General features: G+C 67.8%; 19 protein-coding genes. 4 read left to right on the top strand and 15 right to left on the bottom strand.

The genetic code is table 11. The annotated features are described in order from the left end of the window. Positions 1-7: 7 nt before the first annotated feature. The 5 genes from CAL15_RS10320 to CAL15_RS10340 all read right to left on the bottom strand — a co-directional run bounded on the left by CAL15_RS10320 (position 8) and on the right by CAL15_RS10340 (position 6,583). Positions 8-1,600 (bottom strand): hypothetical protein, encoded by a 1,593-nt coding sequence (locus tag CAL15_RS10320; protein ID WP_086078510.1) that lies wholly within the window; start codon positions 1,598-1,600, stop codon positions 8-10. After that, the gene (locus tag CAL15_RS10325) at positions 1,597-2,454 is read right to left on the bottom strand and encodes a TcpQ domain-containing protein (RefSeq protein ID WP_086078511.1); all 858 of its coding nucleotides are present in this window, start codon (positions 2,452-2,454) and stop codon (positions 1,597-1,599) included. The genes CAL15_RS10320 and CAL15_RS10325 overlap by 4 nt, the downstream gene beginning before the upstream one ends. A gap of 323 nt (positions 2,455-2,777) precedes the next feature. Next, complete coding sequence (locus tag CAL15_RS10330; RefSeq protein WP_086078512.1) at positions 2,778-4,121, bottom strand: extracellular solute-binding protein; 1,344 nt, start codon at positions 4,119-4,121, stop codon at positions 2,778-2,780. Between the two features lie 5 nt (positions 4,122-4,126). Continuing rightward, positions 4,127-5,383 (bottom strand): D-amino acid dehydrogenase, encoded by a 1,257-nt coding sequence (locus CAL15_RS10335; RefSeq protein ID WP_086078513.1) that lies wholly within the window; start codon positions 5,381-5,383, stop codon positions 4,127-4,129. A gap of 153 nt (positions 5,384-5,536) precedes the next feature. Next, on the bottom strand, positions 5,537-6,583 hold the full coding sequence (locus tag CAL15_RS10340) for a CDP-6-deoxy-delta-3,4-glucoseen reductase (RefSeq protein ID WP_086078514.1): 1,047 nt from the start codon (positions 6,581-6,583) through the stop codon (positions 5,537-5,539). Between the two features lie 236 nt (positions 6,584-6,819). Here CAL15_RS10340 and sugE point away from each other — a divergent pair, with 236 nt between their 5' ends. Then, on the top strand, positions 6,820-7,137 hold the full coding sequence (sugE, locus tag CAL15_RS10345) for a quaternary ammonium compound efflux SMR transporter SugE (RefSeq protein WP_086078515.1): 318 nt from the start codon (positions 6,820-6,822) through the stop codon (positions 7,135-7,137). A gap of 50 nt (positions 7,138-7,187) precedes the next feature. Here the strand turns inward: sugE and CAL15_RS10350 are convergent, their stop codons facing one another. From CAL15_RS10350 to CAL15_RS10390, 9 genes are all read right to left on the bottom strand, one after another. Beyond that, positions 7,188-8,060: an MOSC domain-containing protein gene (locus CAL15_RS10350; protein ID WP_086078516.1), complete on the bottom strand. Its 873-nt coding sequence runs from the start codon at positions 8,058-8,060 to the stop codon at positions 7,188-7,190. Positions 8,061-8,148: 88 nt separating this feature from the next. Continuing rightward, positions 8,149-8,697, bottom strand: coding sequence for a DUF924 family protein (locus CAL15_RS10355; RefSeq protein WP_086078517.1), 549 nt, complete (start codon positions 8,695-8,697; stop codon positions 8,149-8,151). A 133-nt stretch (positions 8,698-8,830) separates the two neighbouring features. Further along, positions 8,831-9,754, bottom strand: coding sequence for an ectoine hydroxylase (thpD, locus tag CAL15_RS10360; protein ID WP_086078518.1), 924 nt, complete (start codon positions 9,752-9,754; stop codon positions 8,831-8,833). A gap of 16 nt (positions 9,755-9,770) precedes the next feature. After that, positions 9,771-10,169 carry an ectoine synthase gene (locus tag CAL15_RS10365; RefSeq protein WP_086078519.1) on the bottom strand — a complete coding sequence of 133 codons (399 nt, stop codon included), beginning with the start codon at positions 10,167-10,169 and terminating at the stop codon, positions 9,771-9,773. Further along, positions 10,166-11,473 (bottom strand): diaminobutyrate--2-oxoglutarate transaminase, encoded by a 1,308-nt coding sequence (gene ectB, locus CAL15_RS10370; RefSeq protein ID WP_086078520.1) that lies wholly within the window; start codon positions 11,471-11,473, stop codon positions 10,166-10,168. The genes CAL15_RS10365 and ectB overlap by 4 nt, the downstream gene beginning before the upstream one ends. A gap of 100 nt (positions 11,474-11,573) precedes the next feature. Further along, the gene (gene ectA / locus CAL15_RS10375) at positions 11,574-12,155 is read right to left on the bottom strand and encodes a diaminobutyrate acetyltransferase (RefSeq protein WP_086078521.1); all 582 of its coding nucleotides are present in this window, start codon (positions 12,153-12,155) and stop codon (positions 11,574-11,576) included. Next, positions 12,152-12,715 carry a MarR family winged helix-turn-helix transcriptional regulator gene (locus tag CAL15_RS10380; RefSeq protein ID WP_086078522.1) on the bottom strand — a complete coding sequence of 188 codons (564 nt, stop codon included), beginning with the start codon at positions 12,713-12,715 and terminating at the stop codon, positions 12,152-12,154. The genes ectA and CAL15_RS10380 overlap by 4 nt, the downstream gene beginning before the upstream one ends. 323 nt (positions 12,716-13,038) lie before the next feature. Continuing rightward, entirely contained in the window at positions 13,039-15,354 is a 2,316-nt protein-coding gene (parC, locus tag CAL15_RS10385; RefSeq protein WP_086078523.1) for a DNA topoisomerase IV subunit A, read from the bottom strand. 140 nt (positions 15,355-15,494) lie between these two features. Then, positions 15,495-17,459 carry a DNA topoisomerase IV subunit B gene (locus CAL15_RS10390; protein ID WP_086078524.1) on the bottom strand — a complete coding sequence of 655 codons (1,965 nt, stop codon included), beginning with the start codon at positions 17,457-17,459 and terminating at the stop codon, positions 15,495-15,497. Positions 17,460-17,567: 108 nt separating this feature from the next. Between CAL15_RS10390 and CAL15_RS24390 the strand changes: the two genes are divergently transcribed. From CAL15_RS24390 to rho, 3 genes are all read left to right on the top strand, one after another. Next, on the top strand, positions 17,568-17,777 hold the full coding sequence (locus CAL15_RS24390; protein ID WP_157666639.1) for a hypothetical protein: 210 nt from the start codon (positions 17,568-17,570) through the stop codon (positions 17,775-17,777). Next, the gene (trxA, locus tag CAL15_RS10395; RefSeq protein WP_157666640.1) at positions 17,749-18,075 is read left to right on the top strand and encodes a thioredoxin TrxA; all 327 of its coding nucleotides are present in this window, start codon (positions 17,749-17,751) and stop codon (positions 18,073-18,075) included. The genes CAL15_RS24390 and trxA overlap by 29 nt, the downstream gene beginning before the upstream one ends. A gap of 129 nt (positions 18,076-18,204) precedes the next feature. Beyond that, positions 18,205-19,461 carry a transcription termination factor Rho gene (gene rho, locus CAL15_RS10400; protein WP_086078526.1) on the top strand — a complete coding sequence of 419 codons (1,257 nt, stop codon included), beginning with the start codon at positions 18,205-18,207 and terminating at the stop codon, positions 19,459-19,461. A 119-nt stretch (positions 19,462-19,580) separates the two neighbouring features. Here rho and CAL15_RS10405 read toward each other — a convergent pair whose 3' ends face one another. Then, complete coding sequence (locus tag CAL15_RS10405) at positions 19,581-23,327, bottom strand: YhdP family protein (RefSeq protein ID WP_198299199.1); 3,747 nt, start codon at positions 23,325-23,327, stop codon at positions 19,581-19,583. Between the last annotated feature and the right edge of the window lie 80 nt (positions 23,328-23,407).

Here is a 23,407-nt window from a genome sequence, read left to right on the forward strand (position 1 = left end):
CCGCTCCTCAGATGCCGTCTTCGGCTTGAGCGGTGATGAGCAGCACGGTGGTCAGCCGATCGCGCGCGCTGCGGTCGCGCCCGCCGGCCACCAGCGGCGCGTCGGGCAACAGCCGGCGCCGGTCGTACTCGTGCTCGCGCCTGTCGAAGCCCGACAGAATCACCGGCACGCCGGGACGCAGTTCGACCTGCTGCACGGTGCCGCTGCCGTCCACCGCGATCTGCTGGACCTGCAGCTGGTTATCGGCCTCTCCGAAGCTGATCGAGCGCAGCGGCTGGGCCACGGTGTTGTCATAGGACACAGACAACAGGATGCTGCCGTCGTCCTGGGCATCCGGCACCAGCGTGAGCAGCGTGCCCACGGTCTCCTGCTTCTGGCTGATCGATACCGAAGGCAGGGCCGCATTCCCGCTGCCTTGCGCGGGCACCGCCACGCTTTGCACCTGATCGATGTACGAGAACGTGGAACGCACCGCATGCGTGACGGGCCGCCGGTTCAGCGTGAGCAGCGGCACGCTGGCGTGGCGCACCACGGCGCCCATGGTGGACAACGCGCTGACCACCGCGCGCGAGCCCGCGAACGGGCCGCCTGCCATGGCGAAGCTGGCCGCACCGACGGCCCCGTCCGCTTCGGCGGGCATGGCCAGCGAGGCGGCGTGGCGCACGTTCTCATACACGGCCGACCAATCTATGCCGGCCTCGGCATCGTCGCGGGTCTGCACCGTGATCTCTTCGAACACGAGCCGCACGCGCCGCGTCAGCGCGCGATTCTCGCGTTCGATGAACGCCGCGATGCGGTCCAGCACGGCGGGGGTATCGGTGACCACCAGCGATGCGCCGCCGCCTTCGGCCTGCGCGATGACGCCGGCCCGCGTAAGAAAGGGCTCGAGACGGCTCTGCACCGCCTGCAGCGCCTGCTGGTCGCCCGAACTGAGCACGGTGCTGGACGCGCTTTCGAAGCCTCCGCTTTGCGCGCTGGCGGAACGCCCCAGGCGCGCATCGACGCGGCTGGCCAGCGTCAGGGCGCGCACGTCGAACACGCGGGTCTGCGTGCGATAGAACTCGATGGCGCCCTGGTGGTAGCGCCATTGCAGATACAGCTGAGCCGCCAGTGCGTCGAGCGTATCCGGCAATGGACGCGGACCTGACTGTATCTCGACCTCGGTGGCGCCCTCGACCACCAGCGCGCTCTGCTCGGCCAGCCGCGGCAGGAACAGTTCGTGGGGCAGCAGCGCGTCGGGATGTACCCGCACCGCGATGCGGGTGGCGCGTTGCAGGCGTTCCGCAATGGCGGGAAGGTCGAGGCGGCCCGCGAACAGCAGCGTGGTGTCCACGTCGGCGCGCAAGGCGGGCGGCAGCAGCACCTCTCGCGCCAGCGGTTGCGCCGGACCGGCCAGCCAGGGCTTGTCGACCTCTTGCGCGGCCCGCCGGGCCTGCGGATCGGCCAGCCGCTGCTTGAACCTGCGCTGCTGCGCATCCAGTTCCTGCTGCTGGTCGCGCACACTGCCGCGCAACGCCTGCAGACGCTCGGTGACCGAGCAACCGCCGGCCAGCACCAGCGCTCCCACGGCCAATGCCGGGCGCAAGAACCGCGCCCTCATGACTGCACCCCCGCCGGCGCCGCCGACCGGTCGCATGCCTGCGTGTAGGGCACCACTCGCAGCACACGGTTGGTGTAGAAGCAGGGCTGCACGGGGCGCTCGGTAAGTTCCGTGGACGCCAGCAGCGCGCGTACCGCCTGCTTGAAGTCGCTGCCGAACTCGGCACTGCCCGCCAGCGGGATATCGACTTCAACGGCCCAGTGCTGCGACTGGAACGTCCAGCCCGCGGCCTGCGCCCACTTCACCAGCACGGCTCGCAGCGTCATCTCGGGCGGACCGGCCTGGAAACCCGCGGACGACGCGCCGGCGCGCGCGGCGGACGCCGCCGCCGCCGGAGCCGGGGATGGCGCGGTCCCGGACGCCGCGGCTGCCGACGCCGCGACGGGCGCAACGGGCGCAACTGACGCAATAGAGGCAACAGACGCATCGTGCGCAACGGCTGCGGCGGACGCGGCTGCGGCGGACGCGACTGCCGACACGGGCGGCTGCGGCGCGAACGCGGAAGACGAGGCGCCCACCCTGGCCGCGCGCGCCACATAACGGCCGCCGCGCATGGTCAGCGCCGGCCAGGCGCCGTCGACCACCACGTAAGGGCCCTGCCGGCGCCAGGCCACCAGCCGATCGCCCTGCGGCGTGCCGGCGAAGATGGCCGGCACCTCCTGGCCCGCGCCGAACTGCATCCAGACCTGCGCGTCGGAGGCGAACACCTGCAGAGGCGCCACGGCGGCATCGCCGGACAGCTGCCAATTGAAGTCGTACTGGCCGCCCGCGCCCGGACCGCCGAAGATACCGTCGCCGAGCGCCGTACACCCGCCGGCCGACAGCAGCAACGCCCATCCCAACCACCGCACCATGCGCCCTCCGGCCATGCCGTTCGTCATGCAGGCATGTTGGGCCAGGCGGGGAATACGGGATAGACAGACATCTACGCATGGATCGTTTGATCCATCGCGGACGAAACAAAGACGACGCGAGGCGGGTGGCGCCGGCGCGGCTCAGAACGCCAGTTAGGCGACGAGTTCGTTCAAGCTGCCCGCCGAAGCGCGCACCATGTGCAGGATGGCATCGAAATAACGCCCGGCCAGCGTACTGGGCAGCACGTCGACATCGCCGAACGACGCTGGCGCCGCGCGATGCGCGGCGCCAGATCGGAAAATGCGCTACGTCGAGCGGCTGCTTACTTCTGTTGCGCGATCGCGCGAGCCTGCGTGGCCGCGCTGTTCAGCGCAGCCATGGGCGGAGTGCGGCCTTCGAGCGCTTCGTCGAGTTCGCGGTTCAGCACGGGCTCGATGCGATCGTAGTTGGCCATGCGGAAGCCGCGGCTACTTGCGGCTGGCTGGCTGCGCATGGACGCGATGATCTGCTGCGCGCCCGGCATGCGCTCATAGAACGACACGTCGGAAGCGCGGAACGCCGCCTCGGTCAGGGGCAGATAACCCGTGCGCTGGTGCCATTGCGCGGCGATCACCGGCTTGGAAAGCCAGGCCAGGAACTGTGCGGTGGCCTTCTCTTGATTCTGCGGGTGGCCTTCGACCGCCCACAACGCCGCACCGCTGACGAACGGCCGGCCGCCCGTCTTGGTGGCCTGGTCGTAGAACGGCAGCGGCGCCACGCCGAACTTCAGGGAACGCGTATCGAGGAACTGGCCCAGCGCGCCGGAACCGGTGGTGAGCACGGCGCATTCGCCCTTGGCGAACAGCGCATCGTTGGAACGGTCGGCCGAGTGGCGGGTGAACAGGTCGGAACGCTTCCAGCTGACCATCAGCGACAGATGGCGCATGTACAGCGTGTCGAACTGCATGGCCGCCGCGGCGCGGCTCTTCGAGCTCTTGGCGTCGAGGCCGTTTTCGTTCGTGGTGTACGACTGGTTGTTGACCGCCGCCAGGTTCTCCAGGTGCACGGTGACCTGCTCGCTGGTGCCGTACGGGCAGCTGCTGTTGCCCACGTCCCGCAGCTTCAGCAGTTCGCCCTGCAGATCGGCCCAGGTGCGCGCCGGCTGGGCGGCGTTCAGGCCCGCCTTCTGGTATTGCTCGATGTTGTAGAACATGACCGGCACTTCGGCCATCCACGGGAACGCCAGCAGGCGGCCGCGCGCATCGCGCGTGAAGCTGGTGGTGGACGGCAGGAACCAGTCGGCATCCTTGATGGGATACTTGGCCAGCAGTTCGTACATCGGCAGGATGTCGCGATGCTCGGCCACCACCTCGGGCGAGTGGTTGTCGTTGAGCTGCAGCAGGTTCGGACCGCTCTTGCTCTTGCGCGAGGCAGCGGCTTCCTGCTTCAGTGCCTGTTCGGTGGGAAATGCGCGCAGGGCGACTTCGACGTCGCCCTGTTCCTTGTTGTACTGCTTGACCAGCTTTTCGAACTCGGTCTTGTTGGCGCCCGTCAGGGTGTGCCAGACCTGGATCTCGACCGAGGCGCCGTGCGCCGCGCCCGAAGCAGCCAGCGCCAGGCCGAACAGCCAGGTGCGCCGAGTGGAGCCCAATGCGCGGGCAATGCCCGCAAGTTGCAATTTCTTCATACGTTTCACAACCCGATAAAGGGAAATTCAGGTTCCGGCCTGCGTCCGCTGACCAGGTCGGCGAGGGCTCGTCCCGAACCCGCGCCCATGGTCCAGCCCAGCGTACCATGGCCTGTATTGAGGTACAGGTTGGGAATGCCGGTCCGGCCGATGAGCGGGACATTCGAGGGCGTGGACGGGCGCAGGCCCGACCAATACGTGACGCCCTCGAAATCGAGGGCGTCGGGAAACAGTTCGCTGGCCAGGCGCAGCAGCGCTTCGCAGCGTGCCATGTTCAGGCCGCGGTCGTAGCCCGCCAGCTCGGCGGTGCCGGCCATGCGCAGGCGGTTGCCCAGCCGCGAGAACACCACCTTGTGGCTGCTGTCGGTCAGGCTGACGCTGGGCGCGCGCTCGGGCGCCACCACAGGGAAGGTGGCCGAGTAGCCCTTGGCGGGATAGACGTTGCACGGCACGCCCAGCGGGCGTACCAGGTTCGGACTGTAGCTGCCCATGGCCACCACGTAGGCATCGGCCGACAGCCTTCCATAGCGTCCGTCCGGACCGATCAATTCGACCGCCGTCACACGGCCCGACGTACTCTCGAGTCGCGTGGCCTGGGTGTTGAACCGGAACTCGACGCCCGCGGCTTCGCAGTGGCGCGCCAGCGCGGTGGTGAACAGATGCACGTCGCCGCTTTCGTCCTCGGGCGTGTAGTCGCCGCCCACGATGGTGGCGCGATGCGGCGCCAGCGCAGGCTCGATGGCCACCACTTCGTCCGGCCCGATGACGCGGCGCTCGACGCCGAAGTCGCGCATCAGCCCGGCCGCGCGCTGCGAGCTTTCGAACTCGACAGGATCGCGGTAGAAGTTGAGGATGCCGCGCTCGAGATGGTCGTACTGGATGCCGAGATCGGCGCGCATGCCGCGCAGCGTGGTGCGGCTGTACTCGGCCATGCGCACCATGGCGCGGATGTTGGGCGCCAGCCGCGACGGCAGGCATTCGCGCAGGAAGGCCATGCCCCACACCCATTGCCGCCAGTCGAGCTGCGGGCGGAACAGCAGCGGCGCGTCGTCGCGCATCAGCCACTTCAGCAGTTTCAACGGAGCCTGCGGGTTGGCCCAGGGCTCGGCGTACGACACCGATATCTGGGCGCCGTTGCCCAGGCTGGTTTCCTGGGCGGGGCCGGCGCAGCGGTCGATCACCACGACCTCGTGGCCGGCCTGGCTCAACCACCACGCGGACGAAACACCGATGATGCCGCTGCCCAAAACCGCTACTTTCATGCGCGATGTGCTCCGTGCGTGCGCGGCGCCTGCAAAACGGCCGATGGCCGTGCGCGCCGGGCTGGATACTGGTGCGGCAGTTTACTCTGGCAAACCGCCCGCTTCGTCACCGGATGGAACAAGGCCGTATGAATGGCGGCCGCCGCCTGGCGCTCAGCCCGCGGCGCGCGCCAGGTCGGCCTGCGAAGTGAAGGCGTCGGCATAGAACTCCTCGGCGGGCAGCCCGCACTGCAGGCTGAACTCGCGGCGCGCCGCGTCCACCATCAGCGGCGTTCCGCAGGCATACACCTGGTACCCGGACAGGTCGGGAAGATCCTGGATGACCGCCTCGTGCACGTAGCCCGTGCGGCCCTGCCAGCCGTCTTCCTGCAAGGCGTCGGACACGACGGGCACATAGCGGAAGCCCGGCAGCGACTCGGTCCAGGACTGCGCCAGCGCGTCCATGTACAGGTCGCGGGGCCGACGCCCGCCCCAATACAGCACGGTGGGGCGATGGATCTGCTTGTGGATCATGTGCTCGACGATGGCCTTGACCGGCGCGAAGCCGGTGCCGCTGGCCAGCAGCACGATGGGCTTGTCGCTGTCTTCGCGCAGGAAGAACGAGCCGAACGGCCCTTCGAGGCGCAGGATCTCGCGCTCTTTCATCTGCGTGGGGCCGGCGCCGAACACGTGGTCGGTGAACAGGCCGCCGGGCAGATGGCGGATGTGCAGTTCGAGCGGGCTGCCGGTATGCGGGGCGCCGGCCATGGAGTAGCTGCGGCGCGCGCCGTCCTTCAGCAGGATCTCGACGTACTGCCCCGCGTAATAGCGGAACTGCTCGGAGGCCGGCAGCTGCAGCCGGATCACGACGACGTCGGGCGCGGCGCGTTCGATGGCCTGCACGCGCGACGGCAGCTTGCGGATCTGGATGTCGGACGCCAGCCGCACCTCGGAGGACTCGACGACCAGGTCGGTCTGCGGGCGCGCCTGGCAGAACAGCGTGTAGCCCTGCGCCAGTTCCTCGGGCGCCAGGATCTGCGCGGGGTACGGTCCGGCTTCGTACTGGCCTTCGATCACCTTGCCCTTGCAGGTGGAGCACGCGCCTGTGCGACAACTGTAGGGCAGCACGAAGCCGGCCGCCAGCGCGGCCTCGAGCACGGTCTGCCCGGACTCTACCTGGAACTGATGTTTGCTGGGTTGGATCGTTACCTGGAAACTCATGGCGATATCGGAACGGGCCGGCCCGAGACGTCGGGCCCGGCGCAATGGCCCCGTCATTGTCCGGGGCAATCGTGCATTCTAAACCCTTCCACCTATAATTCCGCCCATCCCGGGACGACCCGGGATCGCAGGCAGGAAGGCCCACGGCATCGGGGCCGCCGGCCGGCGCCCGCATCCGGGGGACGGCCCTCTTCCCGCCGGCGCGTCGCGCCGGCATTCATGCAAGGGCTGTCGCCATGACCTGGTTCATCCTCATCCTCGCCGGACTTTTCGAAGTCGTCTGGGCCGTGGGCCTCAAGTACACGCAGGGCTTCACGCGCCTGGTTCCCTCGATCCTCACCATCGCCGGCATGCTCATCAGCTTCTGGCTGCTGGCCCACGCCATGAAGACCCTGCCGCTGGGCACGGCGTACGCCGTATGGGTGGGCATCGGCACCATCGGCGCCTTTATCGCGGGCATCGTGCTGTTCAACGAGTCGCTGAGCACGATGCGCGTGGTCAGCGTCGGGCTGATCGTGGCCGGGCTGATCGGCCTGAAAATGTCGACGGCATAAGCCCGCCGACGCACACGCGCATCAGGCGCGTGGCGGAAACCGGCAGGCCGTCAGAAATCCAGTTCGAGCTCCACCGGATCGCCCACGCGCAGGCGCACGCCCTGCTGCTCGGCGACGATGGCGTTCACGCCGAACACCACGCCGGGCTCCAGCGTGCGGTACGCCGCCAGGGTGCGCCCGGGCTGGTCGCCCTGCACCGCCGAATCCTGGTCGACGTCGGGCACGGAGCAGCGCGTACAGGGCTTGACGAACGCTATTCGCGCCGGGCCCACCGTCGCCATCGCCGTATAGTCTTCTTCATAGGCGCCCCACTCGCCCTCGATGACGATGTTGGGCCGGAAGCGGTTCATCGGCACCGGCGCATGGCCTTGGGCGGCCAGCCGGGCGTTCAGGTCGTCCAGCGAAGCCTGGTTGACCACCAGCAGCGGAAACCCGTCGGCAAAGCCGAACACGTGGTCGCCCTCGAAGGGCTCGGCCAGGTCGGGATGCTTCTCGCGCCAGCGCTGTACCCATTCCGACCGCGCCGGGCGGCGCGCCTGTTCATCCACCTTGACCAGCCTGCATGGCCGGCCCAGGAAGCGGCTCAGCCATTCGGACGCGCGAGGATGCTCGGCACGCGCAGGCACGGTATCGCGCCATACTTCCACTTGCTCCACCGACTCGGCCAGTTCCGAGCCGTCCAACGGCACTTCCAGCGGCTCCAGGCCCGGCGCGGTCAGGCGCAGTACGCCGCCATCCAGCGCGGTGCGGATCAACGCCATGGCGGGCCACTGGCGCTGGGTCATGAAGCGCCCCTCGTCATCGACCAGCATCCAGCGCCGGTCATGCGCCAGGCCGGCGCGGTCCAGGACGGCTTCGGTCAGGTCGATGCCGGCACAGGATTTGACGGGATAGATATGCAGGCTGAGCAGTCGGGACGACATGATGATTGGCGGCCGGATGGAAAGCCGCCAGCATAGCCTGAACGCTCGCGACCGGGCAGAAACGCGGACTGCCGCCGCCCGGACTCGACTAGCCGGCGAATCCCCCGTCGGCCAGGAACTGCAGTTCCTCGGACGTGGATGTGCGGCCCAGTTGCGCATTGCGGTGCGGGAAGCGGCCGAAGCGCTCGATGATGCGCTGGTGCACCAGCGCATATTCATGCCAGCTGGGGCCCAGCGATTCCATGTAGCGGACCGCCAGGCGCTGGTCATCCAGGTCTTCGGAGTGCTCGAAGGGCATGTAGCAGAAGGCGCGCAGTTCGGGCTCGATGCGCGTGTCCAGGCCGGCATCGACCGCCACGCGCGCGAAATGGCGCGCCAGCGGATCGGTGGCGTACATGTGCGCGGTGCCGCGATACGCATTGCGCGGATACTGGTCCAGCAGGATCAGCAGGGCCAGCACGCCGGCCGCATCGGCGGCCCAGTGGTCCCGCTCGCGGCGGGCCGCGGACAGGTGGGCGCCGGCCCAGAGCTCGCTGCACTGCTGGTCGAATTCGGGATGCTTGGTGAACCACCGGCCCGGCCCGGCGTCGCGCCAGAACTGCAGGACGCCCTGCGGCGTGTCGTCGTATCGCGTCATGAATGATCCTGGTTGACGAGGTTGGCCGCAGGATAACGCGTCCAGGCGCCGCATGAAAAACCCGCCACGAGGGCGGGTCGGTGATGCCGCGCAGGCCCGCGCCGCGCCGGCACACGGCGCGGACCTGCGAGGCTCACACGAGCTTGAGCTTGTCCAGCGGCGTCAGGGCCTTGAAGGCCTTGCGCGTGGCGATGTGCTCCGGGCGCGGTTCCAGCCCGTACTTGGGCGCGTTCAGCGTGTTCTCCATGCTGTTGTAGACCATGAAGACATTCGAACGCGGCCACGGCGAGATGTTGCTGTTCGAACCGTGCATGGTGTTGCAGTCGAAAAACACCACCGAGCCGGCCTTGGCCATCATCGTGCGGATGCCGCCGCCCTGCTCGGCCAGCAGCTGCAGGCTGACGGGGTCGGGCACGCCATACTCCTGTTTCTTCAGCGACTGCTTGTAGTGGTTGCTGGGCGTCTCGCCCACGCACGAGATGAAGTGGCGGTGCGAGCCCGGCACCAGCATCAGCGGACCGTTGGTGGCATCGTTGTCCGACAGCAGCACCGAGCAGCTCAGCGCGCGCATCGAGGGCATGCCGTCCTCGACGTGCCAGGTCTCGAAGTCGGAGTGCCAGTAGAACTCCTTGCCCTTGAAGCCCGGCTTCATGTTGGCGCGCGTCTGGTGCAGGTACACCTCGGAACCCAGGATCTGGCGCGCCACGTTGATCAGGCGCGGCTCGCGCGCCAGGCGTTCCAGGATCGGGCTGAGCGCATGCACCATGAAGATCGAGCGCACCGCGTCGCTGCCCGGCTCGGTGATGGACTCTTCGCGGCGGGCGATGGCCGGGTCGCGCGTCATGCGCTCGACCTCGGCGATCAGCCCGGCCACTTCCTGCTCGGAGAACAGGTTCTCCAGCAGCAGGAAGCCGTCGCTTTCGTAGCTGTCGAGCTGTTCGGGGGTCAGTGCGTCGGCATACTTGCCGTCGCCATACACCACGGGATCCTTGCGGGCGATGATGGCGGAGCCGCGGTCCGTACGCGAGGCGTACGGATCCTTTGCAGGTGAAATCATGGATGTCCTCCTGTCGTCAGGCCGCTTCCTCGACGGGCAGCGCGTAGACGCCCTCGGCGTCATGCACTTCCTGGCCCGTCAGCGGCGGATTGAATACGCAGATGACGCGCAGCGGCTCCTTGCCGCCGCACAGCCAATGTTCGTCGTGCTCGTTGAGTGCATACACCACGCCCGGCCCGAGGTCATACGTCTTGCCATCGGCAATCACTTCGATCGAGCCGTCGCCCTCGATGCACCACACGGCCTCGAGATGGTTCTTGTAGTGGATGTGGGTTCGGGTGCCCGGGAAGATGGTGGTCTCGTGGAACGAGAAACCCATGCCATCCTTCTTGAGCAGCACACGGCGGCTCATCCAGGTATCGGTGCGGACTTCGTCCTTGGTTCCGATCACATCCTTGACGTTGCGTACGATCATCGACGTTTTCCTCCAAAGTTGAGCACGCGGGCGGGTTGGGCCGAATCGGCCAGGGCGTCGGCCACACTGGCCTCGATCACGTCCAGGCCGCGGGTCAGCAGTTCGTCTTCGATCGTCAGCGCGGGCAGCAGCTTCAGCACTTCGTCATGCGCGCCCGACGTCTCGATGACCACGCCGCGCTCGAAGGCCTTGCGGGCAATGCGATTGGCCAGGTCCGGCTGCGAGGCGGTGACCAGGCCCTGGATCAGTCCGCGGCCGCGCACCGACAGGCCGGCATTGGGATAGCTGTGCGCCAGGTTCTCCAGCCAGTCGCGCACCAGGCGCTCCTTGCGCTGGATGTCGGTCGAGAAGGCATCGCTGGCCCAGTAGGTTTCCAACGCGGCCGTGGCGGTGACGAACGCCAGGTTGTTGCCGCGGAACGTGCCGCTGTGCGCGCCCGGCTTCCACACGTCCAGCTCGGGCTTCATCAACACCAGCGACATGGGCAGGCCGAAACCCGACAGGGACTTCGACAGCGTGATGATGTCGGGGCGGATGCCGGCCGACTCGAAGCTGAAGAAGCTGCCGGTACGCCCGCAGCCGACCTGGATGTCGTCGACGATCAGCAGCATGTCGTGGCGGCGGCACAGCTTTTCCAGCTCTTTCAGCCAGCGCAGCGTGGCCACGTTGACGCCGCCCTCGCCCTGCACCGTCTCGACGATCACGCCAGCGGGCTTGTCCAGGCCGCTGCTGGGATCGTCCAGCATGCGCTCGAGGTAGGCGATCGTGTCGACGTCGGGACCGAAGTAGCCGTCGTACGGCATGAACGTGGTGTTGCCCAGCGCGTAGCCAGCCGCATCGCGGAACTTCTGGTTGGCGGTGGCCGACAGCGAGCCTCCGGACACGCCATGGAAACCGTGGGTGAACGAGATGATGTTCGGACGGCCCTTGACCTGGCGCGCGATCTTCAGCGCGGCCTCGACGGCATTGGTGCCGGTGGGACCCGTGAACTGCAGCGTGTATTGCCAGTTGCGCGGCTTCAGCAGCACCCGGTCCACGGTTTCAAGGAAACGCTTCTTGGCGCTGGTGGCCATGTCCAGGCCGTGCACGACTCCGTCGGAATGCAGATACTCGACCAGCTTTTCCTTGAAGACGGGATTGTTGTGACCGTAGTTCAGCGTACCTGCACCACTGAAGAAGTCGATGTACTCGGTGCCTTCCTCGTCGATAAGCACCGAGCCTCGGGCCTGATTAAATATCACCGGGAACGACCGGATGTAGCCCCGCACTTCCGACTCCATCCGGTCAAATATCTTCAAGTCCATGGCAACTTTCTCCTTGTAGCGTTGGTTGTCAGGCGAACGAGTCCCCTGCCGGCGGGCCCGACCGGGCGCCGGACGAGGTACGTCCAGTTATGGAAAGGCGTCAGCGCTGCCCAGGCGGGCTTGTGCTGAACGGACCTATCTTCAACAGCATTTCGTCGTCGTGGTCAGCCCCTCCGAAGGACTGCCGGTCGAACAGAGGCTGTTCGGCCACGTGGGCCCCGGCCTCGCGGGCCAGGCCAGTGAAGGTGCGGCGCGAGGCCCGGTTGTCGGGACCGACGGTGGTCTCGATGAAGCGCACGTGCGAGAGGCCCGGGCGCTGCAGCAGTTCGCCCAGCAGCCGACGCGCGAGGCGCCGGCCGCGGGCACGCGGGTGCACGGCGACCTGCCAGACGAACAAAGTGTCCGGGCGCGCGGGCACGAGGTAAGCGGAAATGAAGCCGTCGACGTCCCCGCCCGCGCTTTCCGCAACGATGCACGTGGCGGCATGGTGCTCGCACAGCAGCAGGTATGCGTAGAGCGAGTTGACGTCCAGCGGGGGGCATTCGCCGATCAGGCGGTGGATGGCGGCGCCGTCGTTGCGGCGCGGCTCGCGGAAGGTGTACTGCGTGGCGTCCGTTGCGGACTGGCCGGGGTGAGAAGCCCCCGTGCCGGTAGGTACTGCATACAGATCGATTTTTTTCATACGACCAATCCCGATTCTGGCGGCGCTCCACCGGTCGGCACCTCGAGGATGGGGGAAGCCGGATCGCCATGCGTCTCGATGGCGTGACCTCCCTGCTCCATGAGTGCCACGATGCGCTCCAGCGCCAGGGTGATGGTGGCCTGCTCGAGTTCGGGCAGGGCGTTCAAGGCATCGGCCAGATGCTTCTGCAGCGGCGAGGGAGCCTCGCTGGCCAGCGTGCGGCCCGCATCCGTGGCCGACACGAACACGATGCGGCGGTCTTCACGGCCGCGCTCGCGACGGATCAGGCCCTTGTCTTCGAGCCGATCCAGGATGCCCACTACGGTGCTGGGGCTGACGTGGATCTCGCGGCTGATGGACGTGGCGGTCATGGGACCGCCCGCGATCACCGTGCGCAGGCACATCAGTTGGGGCGCCGTGATGTGGCTTACCGCCGACAGCTGCCGCGAATGCAGCGCGATGGAACGCGTGATGCGCCGCAGCGCCCGCAGGATGCGCAGGTCGTACTGCTGCACCGGCGACTGGACGGGCGTGGATTCAACGGGAGCCGAATTATTCATGGCAAGAATCAGTTGTGTTCGATTGATTTCTACAGAAATGATATGGTCACGAGGCATCGACGTCAACCCATCGTAGGCTTTAATTTCCGTAGAAATGCAATAAATTAGGCAAAAATGCGCAGAAGATGTTGCGATTAGCCGCCACGAAAGCGACGTCGTGCCGGCCCGACCGCAACGCGGGCTCGCGCCGATGCGCCCCGTCGCGGGGCTGTCCGGGCGCGGCGCACCGCGATTGTGCAAACAAAAAGGACGGGCAGTCGAAACCGCTCCGTCCCTTGCGACGCTGCGCCGGCACGCCCTGACGATTGGTTACCGCCGGCGTGTCAGCCGAATACCGGCGACAGCACCGGCTGCTTCGGCCGCACGTCCAGCAAGCGGCCCTTGCGTCCGCGCTTGCCGACGTACGGCGCCAGGCTCGCGCCCGCCAGAATGTCCTCGGTCTGCTTGTTGCGGTAGATGCCGGCGGCGCGCAGTCCGCGCGCGCCGATGGGCACGACCTGCTGCACGCCGTCGCTGGCGTCCAGGCCCATCAACACGGTGCCGCGCCCGCCCCCCGGCTGGTTCTTGACCTCGTCCAGCCCAATGACGAGGAACTTGCCCTTGGCCGACAGCAGCGCCAGTTGCTGCGCGCCGTCGAACAGGGGCACGGGACGCAGCAGCTCGTCCTGCGCCTCCAGCGACACGAACTGCTTGCCCGCCCGCTGGCGGCTGACCATGTCGGACAGCTTGGCCGAGAACCCGTAGCCGCCGCGGGTGGCCAGCAACCAGCGGCTGTCCGGCGCGGCCACCAGCATGTGCGCGATGCGGCTGCCCGAGCCCAGGTCGATCATGGTGGTGACGGGTTGGCCATCGCCGCGCGCCGAAGGCAGTCCGGACACCGCTACCGTATAGGCCCGGCCGTTGTCGCCCAGCGCGATCAGCGTGTCCGTGGTGCGGCACTCGAAGGCGCCGTACAGGTCGTCGCCCTGCTTGAAGGTGAACTGCGAGGCATCGTGGCCGTGGCCCTGGCGCGCCCGCAGCCAGCCCTTCTGCGACACGATCACCGTGACGGGCTCATCGACCACGCGCGTCTCGAGCACCGCGCGTTCGGCGGGCTCGATCAGGGTGCGGCGCTCGTCGCCATACTGCTTGGCGTCGGCCTCGATCTCTTTCACCAATTGGCGCCGCAGCGATGCGGGATTGTCCAGCAGGTCCTGCAGACGCAGCAGCTCGGCGCGCTTGTCGGCAAGTTCCTGCTCGATCTTGATGCCTTCGAGGCGAGCCAGCTGGCGCAGGCGCATCTCGAGGATGTCCTCGGCCTGCCGCTCGGTCAGCTTGAAGCGCTGCATCAGCGCGGCGCGCGGCTCGTCGGATTCGCGGATGGTCTGGATGACCTCGTCCACGTTCAGGTACACCACCATGCGCCCTTCGAGCACGTGGATGCGGTCGCTGACCTTGTCCACGCGATGGCGCGTGCGGCGCACTACCGTGTCGGTACGGAACTGCACCCACTCCTGCAGGATCGCGCGCAGCCCCTTCTGGCGCGGCCGGCCGTCCAGGCCGATGCACACCAGGTTGATGGGCACGTTGTTTTCCATGCTGGTCTGGGCCAGCAGGGTGTTCACGAACTCGTCGCGATCGACCTTGGAGGTCTTGGGCTCGAACACCAGGCGCACCGCGGCGTCCTTGCCTGACTCGTCGCGCACGGCATCCAGCAGGCTCAGCATGACCGCCTTGGCCTGCTGCTGTTCGGGCGTCAGGCTCTTCTTGCCCGCGCGCACCTTGGGATTGGTGATCTCTTCGATTTCCTCGAGCACGCGCTGGCACGAGGCGCCGGGCGGCAGCTCGTGCACCACCAGCTGCCACTGGCCGCGCGCCAGTTCCTCGAACTGCCAGCGCGCCCGGGCCTTCAGCGAGCCGCGCCCGCTGGCGTAGATGTCGGCGATGTCGGCGGCCGGCGTGATGATCTGGCCGCCGCCCGTGAAGTCGGGTCCGGGCACCAGCTGGGCCAGCGCCGCGTCGTCCAGGTTGGGATGGCGGATCAGTTCGACGCAGGCACGCGCCACTTCGCGCAGGTTGTGCGGCGGCACTTCGGTGGCCATGCCGACCGCGATGCCCGATGCGCCGTTCAGCAGCATCATGGGCAGGCGCGCCGGCAGCTGCTGCGGCTCTTCATGGCTGCCGTCGTAGTTGGGCACGAAATCGACCGTGCCCTCGTCCAGTTCGTCCAGCAGCAGGCGCGCGATGGGCGTGAGGCGCGCCTCGGTGTACCGCATGGCCGCGGCGTTGTCGCCATCGCGCGAACCGAAGTTGCCCTGCCCGTCGATAAGGGGATAGCGCAGCGTGAAGGTCTGCGCCATGCGCACCATGGCATCGTAGGCCGCCTGGTCGCCGTGCGGATGGTATTTGCCCAGCACGTCGCCCACCACCCGGGCGGACTTGACGGGCTTGGCCCCGCCGCCCAGCCCCATGGCCTGCATGGCATACAGGATGCGCCGCTGCACGGGCTTCTGGCCGTCGCCCACGTCGGGCAGCGCGCGGCCGCGCACCACGGAAACGGCATAGTCAAGATAGGCCTGCTCGGCGTAGGCGCCCAGCGTGATGGCCGCGCCATCGTCCGGCGCGGCGTTGAACAGGTCTGGTTGATTCGTGTCGGTCATATCGTTTGTCCATCGCCCCTACGCGGCACCCGCGCCGCATGAAACAGGCGCCACTCGATCGAGGGCACAGCGGACCGGGCTCCGCCGGTCCGCCAGTGCCGCCCCCCTGGGGGGGCGCGCGTCAGCGCGTAGGGGGGGGGTTATATATCCAGTTCCGCCAGGTTGCCCTTCTCTTCGATCCAGGCGCGCCGTTGGGCCGACTCTCCCTTGCCCATCAGCATGTCGAACATGCGCGTGGTGTCGCCGGGCGTGAGCGTGCCATAGCCCACGGGCATCAGGCGGCGTGTGTCGGGATTCATGGTGGTTTCCCAAAGCTGCTCGGGGTTCATTTCGCCCAGGCCCTTGAAGCGACTGATGCTCCAGCTGCCTTCGCGGATGCCCTCTTTGCGCAGCTTGTCCTGCGCGGCCTCGAGTTCGCCATCGTCCAGGCAATACATCTTGCGCGCCGGACGCTTGCCCTGCGCCGGCACGTCCACGCGGAACAGCGGCGGACGCGCCACGTAGACGTGGCCGGCTTCGACCAGGCGCGGAAAATGGCGATAGAACAGCGTCAGCAGCAGGACCTGGATGTGCGAGCCGTCGACGTCCGCGTCCGACAGGATGCAGATGCGGCCGTAACGCAGACCCGACAGGTCGGGGTCGTCGCCGGGGCCGTGCGGGTCCACGCCGATGGCCACGGCGATGTCGTGGATCTCGTTGTTGGCGAACAGGCGGTCGCGCTCGACCTCCCACGAATTGAGCACCTTGCCGCGCAGCGGCAGGATGGCCTGGAATTCTTTGTCGCGGCCCATCTTGGCCGAACCGCCCGCCGAATCGCCCTCGACCAGGAACACTTCGGTGCGCGTGGCGTCGCTGCTTTCACAGTCGGTGAGCTTGCCGGGCAGCACCGCCACGCCGGAGCTCTTGCGCTTCTCGACCTTCTGGGCCGAGCGCACCCGCGCCTGGGCCTGGCGGATTGCCAGTTCGGCGAGTTTCTTGCCGTACTCGACATTGCTGTGCAGCCACAGGTCGAGCGCGCCCCTGGCGAAGCCGCCCACCAGGCGCACCGCGTCGCGGCTGTTCAGGCGTTCTTTGATCTGCCCCTGGAACTGCGGATCGAGCACCTTGGCCGACAGGACGAAACTGGCGCGCGCGAACACGTCCTCGGGCAGCAGCTTGACGCCCTTGGGCAGCAGACTGTGCAGTTCGGCGAAGCTCTTCACGGCGCCGAAGAGGCCCTCGCGCAGGCCCGACTCGTGCGTGCCGCCGGCGGGCGTGGGGATCAGGTTGACGTACGACTCGCGCATCACGTTGCCGTCTTCGGACCAGGCCACCACCCACTGCGCGCCCTCGCCCTCGGCGAAGCTTTCGTGATCGGCGCCCGCGTACTGCTGGCCCTCGAAGAACGGCACCATCAGCTCGGCGCCGCCCAGCGCCTCGGCCAGGTAGCCGCGCAGGCCGTCGGCGTACTGCCACGTCTTGACGTCGCCGGTCTTCTCGTTGATGAGGGTGACCTTCACGCCGGACAGCAGCACCGCCTTGCTGCGCAGCAGGTGGGTAAGTTCGTTGACCGGGATGGCCGCGGTGTCGAAGTACTTGGCATCCGGCCAGACGCGCACCCGCGTACCGGATTTCTTGCGCGGTCCGGGCGCATCGTAGGGCGCCAGCGGTTCGGCGACGTCGCCGCCGGCGAACACCAGCCGGTGGGTCGCGCCGTCGCGCCAGACCACGACCTCGAGCTTGGTGGCCAGGGCGTTGGTGACCGACACGCCCACGCCATGCAGGCCGCCCGAGAACGCGTAGGCGCCCCCGCCGGCCTTGTCGAACTTGCCGCCGGCGTGCAGGCGCGTGAAGACCAGCTCGACCACTGGCGCGTTTTCTTCGGGGTGCAGGCCGACAGGGATGCCGCGGCCGTCGTCCTCGACCGACACGCTGCCGTCCATGTGCAGCACCACCTGGATCTGCTTGCCGTGACCGGCCAGCGCCTCGTCGGCGGCGTTGTCGATGACTTCCTGCACGATGTGCAGCGGGTTTTCGGTGCGCGTATACATGCCCGGGCGCTGACGCACGGGCTCCAATCCCTTCAGGACACGGATCGACGCTTCGGTGTAACGTGGTGTGGCCAAGTTATCCCCAGGATCTGTGGAAAAAAACCGACATTTTAAGGACACGCGCCCAATTGGCGCGGTTCCCGGTGGGATGCGCAGGTCCTGAGCAGCCCGGGATTCGGTACCATGGAACTCGCGGCCGGCTCCGATCATTGCGGCCGCCGACGCGCCGCAACATCCTACACAAAAGCGGCGAACGCTGTTGTTATCGACAGTGGTATGCTTTCACCATTGCAACCAACAAGAACGGCGGTCCGCATGGCGCATGCCTTGGCACGGATCCACGCCGCTGAACCCGAGAAACACCATGAGCGAGCAAATCAAGAACGTCAGTGACGCCAGCTTCGACAGCGACGTGCTCAAGTCGGGCCAGCCCGTGCTGGTCGACTACTGGGCGGCCTGGTGTGGCCCCTGCAAGATGATCGCCCCCATCCTGGAAGAAGTCGCCACCGAGTACGCCGGCCGCCTCACCGTGGCCAAGCTCAACGTCGACGAAAACCAGGACACCGCTGCCAAGTACGGCATCCGCGGCATTCCCACGCTGATGCTGTTCAAGGACGGCCAGGCCGCCGCCACCAAGGTGGGCGCCCTGTCGAAGTCGCAACTTACTGCATTCCTCGACAGCGCGTTGTAAACTCCGGGGGCAGCTATTAACGCACGGCGCCGCCCGCCCGGGCGGCGTCCAGTCTCCCAAAAATAATCGCTACCGCGTGGGCGCATCCGACGCCTGCCAACCCATTCTTCTCTCCCCCCTCTCACCGCAATGCACCTCAATGAACTGAAGGCGCTGCACGTATCGCAGTTGCTGGAAATGGCCGCTGGCCTGGAAATCGAGAACGCCAACCGCCTGCGCAAGCAGGAACTGATGTTCGCCATCATGAAGCGGCGCGCCAAGCAGGGCGAGCAGATCTTCGGCGACGGCGTGCTCGAAGTCCTGCCCGACGGCTTCGGCTTCCTGCGGTCGCCCGAGACGTCGTACCTGGCCAGCACGGACGACATCTACATCTCGCCCTCGCAGATCCGCCGCTTCAACCTGCATACCGGCGATTCCATCGAGGGTGAAGTGCGCGTGCCCAAGGACGGCGAGCGCTATTTCGCGCTGGTCAAGGTCGACAAGATCAACGGGGCCGCCCCCGAGTCGATCAAGCACCGCATCATGTTCGAGAACCTGACGCCGCTGCATCCGAACCAGCCGCTGCGCCTCGAACGCGACATCAAGAGCGAGGAGAACCTGACCGGCCGCATCCTCGACATCTTCGCCCCCATCGGCAAGGGCCAGCGCGGCCTGATCGTGGCCAGCCCGAAGTCCGGCAAGACGGTGATGATGCAGCACATCGCGCATGCCATCACCACCAACTATCCCGACGCCGTCATGATCGTCCTGCTGGTCGACGAGCGCCCCGAGGAAGTGACCGAAATGCAGCGCACGGTGCGCGGCGAAGTGGTGGCATCGACGTTCGACGAACCGGCCACCCGCCACGTGCAGGTGGCCGAGATGGTCATCGAGAAGGCCAAGCGCCTGGTCGAAATGAAAAAGGACGTGGTGATCCTGCTCGACTCGATCACCCGCCTGGCCCGCGCGTACAACACCGTGGTCCCCGCCTCGGGCAAGGTGCTCACCGGCGGCGTCGACGCCAACGCCCTGCAGCGTCCCAAGCGCTTCTTCGGCGCGGCGCGCAACCTCGAGGAAGGCGGCTCGCTCACCATCCTGGGCACCGCGCTGATCGAGACCGGCAGCCGCATGGACGAAGTCATCTACGAAGAATTCAAGGGCACCGGCAACTCCGAAGTCCACCTCGAGCGCCGCCTGGCCGAGAAGCGGGTCTACCCGTCCATCAACCTCAACAAGTCGGGCACGCGCCGCGAAGAGCTGCTGATCAAGCCCGAGCTGCTGCAGAAGGTGTGGGTGCTGCGCAAGTTCATCCACGACATGGACGAAGTCCAGTCGATGGAATTCATCCTGGACAAGATGCGCGCCACGAAGACCAATTCCGAGTTCTTCGACATGATGAAGAAGTAAGACGGCGACGCGCGACATGCCGCTCATCGCGGCATGCCGCGTCGCCCCTGCCGCGGCCGCTCCTGCCCGGGGCGGCGCGGACGCCCCACCCCGCTGTCACTGTCCCGGGGTTCGCGGGATCAAGGTTCCACCCAGGCTTCCTGCTGCCGCGCGGGCGTCGTCGCGCGCGGCGCGCGCGACTCCACCGCCTCGATCTTCGGATCGTCCCAACTGCCCGTGACCTTGTATTCGGCCGTCATGGCTTCGGCCAGCGGCTGCTTCAGCAGCCACTGCGTGACGAAGGCGCCCAGGCCCAGCAGCGGATTGACGGCCAGCGCCGTCACCACCGCCGCACCGCTGGCATCCAGGTTCGGAATCACTACCGCGCGCATGTCCCAGCTTTCCGCCACCAGGTCGGCCGTGCCGCCCAGCACCACCGCGGCCACGGGGCCGTTGATCTTGTAGCCCTCGGTGCTGGCCACGCCGTTGCTGACCTTCATCGTGCCGCGCACGGTGTCGAACGGGAAACCCTCGCGCAGCACGCCGGTCGGGTTCAGGTCCAGCTTGGCCAGCCGCTGCAGGGATTGCAGCGACAGCAATTCCAGCAGACGCGCCGTGCGCGAATTCAGGTGCAGGAAGCGGCCCTTGTCCAGGCTGACCGTCACGCTGCCTTCGATGTCCGCGATGTCGTGCTTGAACGGCAGGTTGCGCCAGGTGATGGTGCCGTCCACCGTGCCCGAGCCCGCGCTGATGGCGCCGTCCTCTCCGATGCGGGAAAGGAATTTGCCCAGGTCGCCGAAGTTGGCCTTGGCATCGACGGTCAGGCCGCGATCCGGGCCCTTCAGGCGCCAGTTGCCGGTGGCATTCAGCGTCGCCGCGTCGTTGGCGATCTGCAGCTTGTCCAGACTCCAGCGGCTGCCGCGCTCGAGGTTCGTGCCCATCAACTCAAGGCTGCCGACGTCTCGGCCATACAGGACGAACTGCTTGGCTTGCAGGTCGATCGCCGGGATGTCGGAAAGCCCGTTGTCCTCGGCATCGGATTCGGGGTTGGCGGCGCCTTCGTCCTCTTTGCCGAGCCCATCCGCGCCCCCCACCGCCAGGCGCGAGAAGCGCGCCGCCACCTTGCCCGCCACGGCCCCGGAGGCCTCCGTCCATTCCAGCGTACCGGCCGCCTGGCGCGCCTCCAGGCTGACGCGCCACTGCGCCGGCGCGGGCCGCTGCGCATACACGGTCAGCGCGTCCAGCGTGTGCCCTCCGGCAACCAGTTGCCTTGCCGCAAGGCTGATCTGGTTCAGCGGCGGCAACAGGCCGGGGTCCGCTGCGCGCGCGCCGCGGGGGGCGGATCCGGAAGCGGCCGCAGCGCGCTCTTCGGTGCGGTCCGCCAAGGCGGGTTCGCCGCGTCTCTCGTGGCCACGCCTCTTCTGCGCAGCGGCGGGCGCAGGCTTGTCGGCGAACGCCTCGGCCACGTCGTCCCAGCCGTCCAGGTCCAGCCTGTCGAACGTACCCGCGACGCTCATGCCCTGCGCGGGCATCGTGGCGGGGCGTCCCACCCCCAACGCGCCGCGGGCGAAGTACGGACCGCCGGCCTGGCCGGCGGGATCCCGCTCGAATATCAGGTTGATGTCCTGGCCCAGCCCGCCCGACAGCCAGCGCCTGCCGGCCGGCCCGGAATCCGTGGCGGGACTCCATTGCAGCGTGAGCGGCAGCGCGGCCGCCGCGCTCTTGCCCACCGGCGCCGGCATGTCGATGGCCATGCCCGTCAGGTCGCTGCGCACCGACACATCCAGGTCGGCATTCTTGGCATAACTGAGCCTGCCTGCGTAGGCCGCCCTGCCCGACAGGCGCGCCATGGCCGGCGCGCGGCTCAGCTCGCGCAGCCCGGCCGCGGTCAGCGTGCCGGCGAATTCCAGCGACTGGCCCGGTCCCAGCCCGCCCGACAGGCGCGCCGGACCGCCGAGGAAGTTGGCGCGGATGTCGCGCGCCTTCACCGCGCGCTCGGTGAAGTCCAGGCTGCCCTGCACCTGCCCCAGCGTCGGGATCTCAGGCATGAGCCGGAACGAGCCGCCGGTGAAGCCTATCTGCCCCTCGACCTTCGCGTCGTCGACGTTGGTCAGCGGCACGTGCAGTTTCAACGGTACGTGCCAGGTGCCGGTGGCCTCTGCTTCGGCGAGCAGATTGTCCAGCAGGCCGCCCAGCGGTGAGTTGGCGGCCAAGGCCAGATAGGCCGGCGCGGGCCCTTCGGAGACGCCGGTCACGCTCAGTTCGGCATTGTGTTCCAGGTTGGGAATGGCGGCCTGCACCGCGCCGAGGCTCACGACATGGCCATGGCCGGTGGGCACCTCCCCGTCCACGGTGTCCACCGCCAGGCTCACCTTGTCGATGGAAAAGTCGCCGTGCAGCTTTTCCAGCCGTGGCCAACCCTTGCGCCGTCCCTCCGCGGGGGCATAGTCGACGACGGCGTCGCGATAGGCGCCCGCGATACGAAACTCGCCCGTCGTGCCGGGCGCGCCATACGGAAAATCGGCCAGCTCGCCACGCACGGTGACCGCCGCGTCGCGCACCTCGCCGGCCTGCAGGCCGTGGGCCAGCCAGCGGCGGGCGTCTACGCCCACACTGAGCGGCAGATAGCGGTGGATCGCCGGCATGGCCGCGCGCGCCAGGCTGCCGCGCAGATCGACGGTGCCGGCCGGGTCCCTGCCCTCGTCCCGCCACGAGCCCTGCAGCCGCGCGTCCATATCGCGATTGACGGCGCGCAGCTGCCGCAGCTCCACCATTCGAGGCTGCCCCGGGCGCCGCAAAAGGCTCGCGTCGACGCTGACCAGATCGAAGTCCAGGTGCGGCGTCTCGAAGACGCCGGGCAGGGCCAGCCGCAACCCCTGCGCCTGGGCATCGAGCGACAGGCCGGCGGCTTCTTTGCTGGGAGCCATCGGCAGGTCGTCGAACTGCAGCAGATCGCCGGGCACGCCCTGCAGCCGCGCGCGGGCCGTCTGCGCGACGACCGTGCCCAGGTCCTCCGGCGCCTGCCAGTGCAGGCCGCGCAGCACCGTGTCCACCGTCAGGTCCTGCATGTGCCCCTGCGACAGGCGCACCCAGGCCCGCGCCGCCAGCCGGCCCTGCGTCCCGGCCGGCACGGGCAGCCAGGGATGCCATGCCGAAGGTTCCGCATCGTCGAGCTGGAAGTACAACTGGCCGTCCCAGTTGAACGGGTTGGCGCCGTTGCGCGCGAACAGGTGACGATTGAACTCGCCGCGCATGCTGAACCCGCTGGCCAGTTCACCGGGCACGCGCGCGCGCATACCGAAGCGATGCGACAACGCGCCGTTGCGCACCAGCAGATCGAGGTCGGACAGCACCAGCTCCGGCGCCTGGCGCTGCTCGTCCTGCCAGCGCAGCGTGCTGCGGTACAGCCCTATCTGCCGCTGCGCCAGCAGCCAGCGCAGTGCCGGCGAGGGACCGTCCGAACCTTCGGCGGGATCGAAGGAATGGCCGGCCACCCAGATCCTGCCGTCGGCGTCGCGGCGCACGGCCAGCTCCGCGCCTTCGATGCGCAACAGCAGCAGACGCGGCGACAGGCGGACCAGGCTGCGCCAGCCGATCACCGTGTCCACCTTTGGCAGAGACAGCGCGGGATCGGCCTGACCTTCTTCATAGAGGCGCACCGCGGACAAATGCAGGCGCGGATTCAGGCCGCTCCAGTCGGCCGCGATGGCGCCGATCTGCACGCGCGCGCCCAGCGCGTCGGAGACGTGGCGTTCGATCTGCGGGCGCCACTGGTCGATCCGGGGCAGCACCCAATGCCGCAGCCCCAGGAAGGTGATGGCAACCAACGCGTAGATGGCCAATACGCCCCAGAGCAGGCAGCGCAGGACTTTGGAAAAAACGGGCACGGGTGGATCGGCAGGATCAGGCAGGTTGCGGTATCGTCCCTTTATACATTACACGACATTCCGCCCTTCGAGACCGTCCT

The sequence above is a fragment of the Bordetella genomosp. 13 genome (assembly GCF_002119665.1).
GTDB lineage: Bacteria > Pseudomonadota > Gammaproteobacteria > Burkholderiales > Burkholderiaceae_B > Bordetella.

Bases quoted from the DNA above. Each gene is read 5' to 3' on its own strand.
- rho (WP_086078526.1), top strand. From the start codon at position 18,205: ATGCACCTCAATGAACTGAAGGCGCTGCACGTATCGCAGTTGCTGGAA.
- ectA (WP_086078521.1), bottom strand. From the start codon at position 12,155: ATGAAAAAAATCGATCTGTATGCAGTACCTACCGGCACGGGGGCTTCT.
- CAL15_RS10380 (WP_086078522.1), bottom strand. From the start codon at position 12,715: ATGAATAATTCGGCTCCCGTTGAATCCACGCCCGTCCAGTCGCCGGTG.
- CAL15_RS10330 (WP_086078512.1), bottom strand. From the start codon at position 4,121: ATGAAGAAATTGCAACTTGCGGGCATTGCCCGCGCATTGGGCTCCACT.
- ectB (WP_086078520.1), bottom strand. From the start codon at position 11,473: ATGGACTTGAAGATATTTGACCGGATGGAGTCGGAAGTGCGGGGCTAC.
- parC (WP_086078523.1), bottom strand. From the start codon at position 15,354: ATGACCGACACGAATCAACCAGACCTGTTCAACGCCGCGCCGGACGAT.
- CAL15_RS10355 (WP_086078517.1), bottom strand. From the start codon at position 8,697: ATGACGCGATACGACGACACGCCGCAGGGCGTCCTGCAGTTCTGGCGC.
- CAL15_RS10365 (WP_086078519.1), bottom strand. From the start codon at position 10,169: ATGATCGTACGCAACGTCAAGGATGTGATCGGAACCAAGGACGAAGTC.
- CAL15_RS10335 (WP_086078513.1), bottom strand. From the start codon at position 5,383: ATGAAAGTAGCGGTTTTGGGCAGCGGCATCATCGGTGTTTCGTCCGCG.
- CAL15_RS10320 (WP_086078510.1), bottom strand. From the start codon at position 1,600: ATGAGGGCGCGGTTCTTGCGCCCGGCATTGGCCGTGGGAGCGCTGGTG.
- sugE (WP_086078515.1), top strand. From the start codon at position 6,820: ATGACCTGGTTCATCCTCATCCTCGCCGGACTTTTCGAAGTCGTCTGG.
- CAL15_RS10325 (WP_086078511.1), bottom strand. From the start codon at position 2,454: ATGGTGCGGTGGTTGGGATGGGCGTTGCTGCTGTCGGCCGGCGGGTGT.
- CAL15_RS24390 (WP_157666639.1), top strand. From the start codon at position 17,568: ATGGAACTCGCGGCCGGCTCCGATCATTGCGGCCGCCGACGCGCCGCA.
- thpD (WP_086078518.1), bottom strand. From the start codon at position 9,754: ATGATTTCACCTGCAAAGGATCCGTACGCCTCGCGTACGGACCGCGGC.
- CAL15_RS10340 (WP_086078514.1), bottom strand. From the start codon at position 6,583: ATGAGTTTCCAGGTAACGATCCAACCCAGCAAACATCAGTTCCAGGTA.
- CAL15_RS10350 (WP_086078516.1), bottom strand. From the start codon at position 8,060: ATGTCGTCCCGACTGCTCAGCCTGCATATCTATCCCGTCAAATCCTGT.
- trxA (WP_157666640.1), top strand. From the start codon at position 17,749: ATGAGCGAGCAAATCAAGAACGTCAGTGACGCCAGCTTCGACAGCGAC.